This is a genomic window from Pseudovibrio sp. Ad37 (genome assembly GCF_001623075.1).
GTDB lineage: Bacteria > Pseudomonadota > Alphaproteobacteria > Rhizobiales > Stappiaceae > Pseudovibrio.
This window is the reverse complement of sequence record NZ_LMCF01000200.1, coordinates 1-3,260: the sequence shown is the minus strand read 5'-3', so window position 1 is coordinate 3,260 and position 3,260 is coordinate 1. Positions and strand designations below refer to the sequence as shown.

Annotated in this window: 2 protein-coding genes; both read left to right on the top strand. The window is 49.4% G+C overall.

Annotated elements, in window-relative coordinates; translation table 11 throughout:
* Window positions 1-872: 872 nt before the first annotated feature.
* Window positions 873-2,087, top strand: a complete 1,215-nt coding sequence (locus tag PsAD37_RS21245) for a nodulation protein NfeD (RefSeq protein ID WP_206600098.1) — start codon at window positions 873-875, stop codon at window positions 2,085-2,087.
* Entirely contained in the window at window positions 2,084-2,857 is a 774-nt protein-coding gene (locus tag PsAD37_RS21240) for a slipin family protein (RefSeq protein ID WP_063297837.1), read from the top strand. The genes PsAD37_RS21245 and PsAD37_RS21240 overlap by 4 nt, the downstream gene beginning before the upstream one ends.
* Window positions 2,858-3,260: the final 403 nt, after the last annotated feature.

Genomic DNA, 3,260 nt, shown 5'->3' with positions numbered 1-3,260 from the left:
TAAAGAAACATCCAAACCAGCATAGTATTCCATGGTGCTCTCCCATCCTCGCAGCAATATGCTGCGATCTTAACAGGAGCTGACCTCTCATGAAGGACGAGCCCGATTACGCATGCTATTGGCCCGTTCGTCCAGCGAGTAAACTTTTGCGCGCGCAGCTCTTTGCGTTTACAGCAAAAGTTCACTTCGTCCGCAGAAAAGTTGTGCAAGCGCGCAATACAGAGGGTTCACCATGGGATCAATAGGCGCTTATCAAGTTTGAGGCCTTATTGCTCAGGCACAAGTCAAGAATATTTTACACATATCTTGAACACGCCCCATTTAGTCAAGTGCCAGACTATGCCTGTCATTTGGACGAGCTGTGACGAGCTTGGACGAGGATAGGCAGTTTGAAACTCTATCCTCCGATACCTCATCAAGCTGCTTCGTGAACAAATAATTTTCGTTTACATGCAAACAGTTTGGAGATTTCTTAAGTCCTCAGAAACTGTCATACTCATCAAATTCCCCATTCCCCGCGTTATGTGGCAGTATAAATACAGATAATCGGCTGAACACTACACCAGCAACTCTTAATTGATTGCGTCGTTACCACGTTACCTTATGCAGGTAGTGTAGATATCCATATGTAACCAATTAAAAACAGAACGCACCTTGAAATGTTATTAGCGGTCACAAGAACGAAATGGCAGATTGAAAATCTTAAAGATTTAGGATTTGAGTGTATTCGATGTGTCGTTTTTCAGGCAATTCTAATCGGTAGCTTCTTCATTTTTGCGCTTTTCACAACGAGCTACGGTGCTGCCCAAACGGATCGGACAGCCTCGCTCATCCGTATTGAAGGCCCTATAGGGCCGGCCACTGCTGACTATGTGACACGTAGCCTCCAATCAGCACAGGAAAATGGGGCTACGCTTGCCATCATAACCTTAAACACTCCTGGTGGTCTTGACACCGCAATGCGCACCATCGTTCATGCCATTCTGGCATCTCCGGTTCCAGTTGTTGGGTATGTTGCGCCGAGTGGTGCCCGTGCGGCCAGTGCCGGAACCTATATTCTCTACGCATGCCACATCGCTGCCATGGCACCGGGAACCAATCTTGGTGCAGCAACACCGGTTCAGATAGGCGGTGGTTTTCCCGGATCGGGAGGTTCCGACAACGAAGAGGATGAAGAGACAAGTGCGACCCCGTCCTCCTCCTTCAAAGCTATCAGCGATGCGAAGGCCTATATCAAGAGCCTCGCCCAGTTGAGGAACCGAAACTCAGAGTGGGCAGAAAAGGCGGTCAGCGAAGCTGCCAGCCTAACGGCGGTCGATGCTCTTGAGGAAGGGGTCATAGACTTCATTGTTGATAGTCAAACCGATCTTCTTCAGCAACTAAATGGGCGGTCTGTGGAGTTGCTGGCAGGACGGATTAACCTCAATACAGATAATCTGACGATTGTTCCGCTGGAGCCAGATTGGCGAACCGAGTTTCTTTCTGTCATCACCAATCCGAGTGTTGCCTATATTTTATTTCTTATCGGTATCTACGGCATTGTCCTGGAATTTTACAGTCCAGGCATTTTCATCGCTGGGATCACCGGTGTGATCTGCTTGTTCTTAGCGCTCTACGCCTTTCAGCTGCTGCCGGTCAACTATGCCGGACTGGCTTTAATTCTTGTCGGACTTGGTCTTATGATCGCTGAAGCGTTTGCGCCCAGCTTTGGCGTGCTCGGACTGGGTGGCGCCACCGCATTTGTGCTGGGTTCAATAATGCTGATCGACAGTGATACTCCTGAACTGGAGGTATCTCCCATGCTGATTGGGTCGATCGCAGCTGTTAGTGCGGGCGTTTTTTTCGTAATTCTTTATCTTCTCATGCGCTCGAAGGGCCGTGCTGTCGTGACAGGGCGGGAAGAAATGCTCAGCAGCAAAGCCGTGGTTTTAGACTGGAATGGAAGAAAGGGGCACGTCAGGATTCATGGCGAAGTATGGCAGGCAACAAGTACAACGCCTGTAAGGCCGGGCCACACCGTCGAAGTATCGGCTATTGAGGGTTTAACCCTCACCGTCTCTCCCCTAAAAAATGAGCATCAATCATGAACGAACTGCTTAACTATTCCTGGACTTTGATTGTCCTGATTCCGGTCCTGATTGTTTTTTCATCATTGAAGATTTTGCGGGAGTATGAGCGAGGTGTCATCTTCCTGCTGGGGCGTTTCTGGAAAGTGAAAGGTCCGGGCTTGATCATTGTCCTTCCGGGTATCATGCAGATGGTTCGCGTGGATTTGCGCATACGTGTTCTAGACGTGCCTGAGCAGGATGTAATTTCGCGGGACAATGTCTCCGTTAAAGTCAATGCTGTCGTGTATTTTCGCGCCGTGGACGCTGAACGGGCGATCATACAGGTTGAGGATTTCCTTCAGGCGACGACCCAACTGGCCCAGACAACCCTGCGCTCGGTCGCAGGCCAACATGAACTTGACGAAATGCTTGCATCGAGAGATCGGCTAAATTCTGATATCCAGCGTATTCTGGATGAACAGACGGAAACCTGGGGTATTAAGGTGTCAAATGTGGAACTGAAGCACATCGACCTTGATGAACGCATGATCCGTGCAATCGCAAAGCAGGCAGAGGCAGAGCGGCTTCGCCGTGCTAAGGTCATCGACGCGCAGGGCGAACACCAAGCGGCGGAAAAGTTTTTAGAAGCTGCCGCAATTCTCTCCCAGAACAATCAAGCTATGCAGCTGCGTTATCTGACAACATTGCAGACAATCGCAAGCGATAGAAGTAATACGATTGTCTTTCCAATGCCAATGGAACTGATAGGCCGACCTCCCCTGAAGGGTTCTGCAGGAGAGGAAAAATAAGGTAGTGTTTCTGAGTTATGCTGGCTGGAAGGTATCTCTCAAGGGCTCTATTACAGTTGGTCAAAGGAGTTTCTTGAGGTTCACTATTGCATCCTGGTTTGATCCCAGAAACAACTATGGGATCCCTGATAGCCTTTGCTATGGAGACTACAGGCGCCCCGATAGTCAAGAGTAGAGTCGGGCAGGCAGTCGCGGCCTTTGAAAAAAGTTATTACAGAGCGCAATGAGGAAGTACAAGGATAGAGGTGGTTCCGTTTATTTGGACAGGTGAGCGTCTTTTATAAGTGGATCCGCTCCGATTACGCAGCAGCTTGAGTTATGTGCTGCGGGTGGGTGCAGTAAGCCTGATCCGGGGTATTCCAGTCAAGCGATGAATGTGGGCGCTTCTGGTTATAAAAGGTGA

Coding starts and splice junctions, on each gene's coding strand:
- PsAD37_RS21240 (WP_063297837.1), top strand. CDS start 2,084: ATGAACGAACTGCTTAACTATTCCTGGACTTTGATTGTCCTGATTCCG.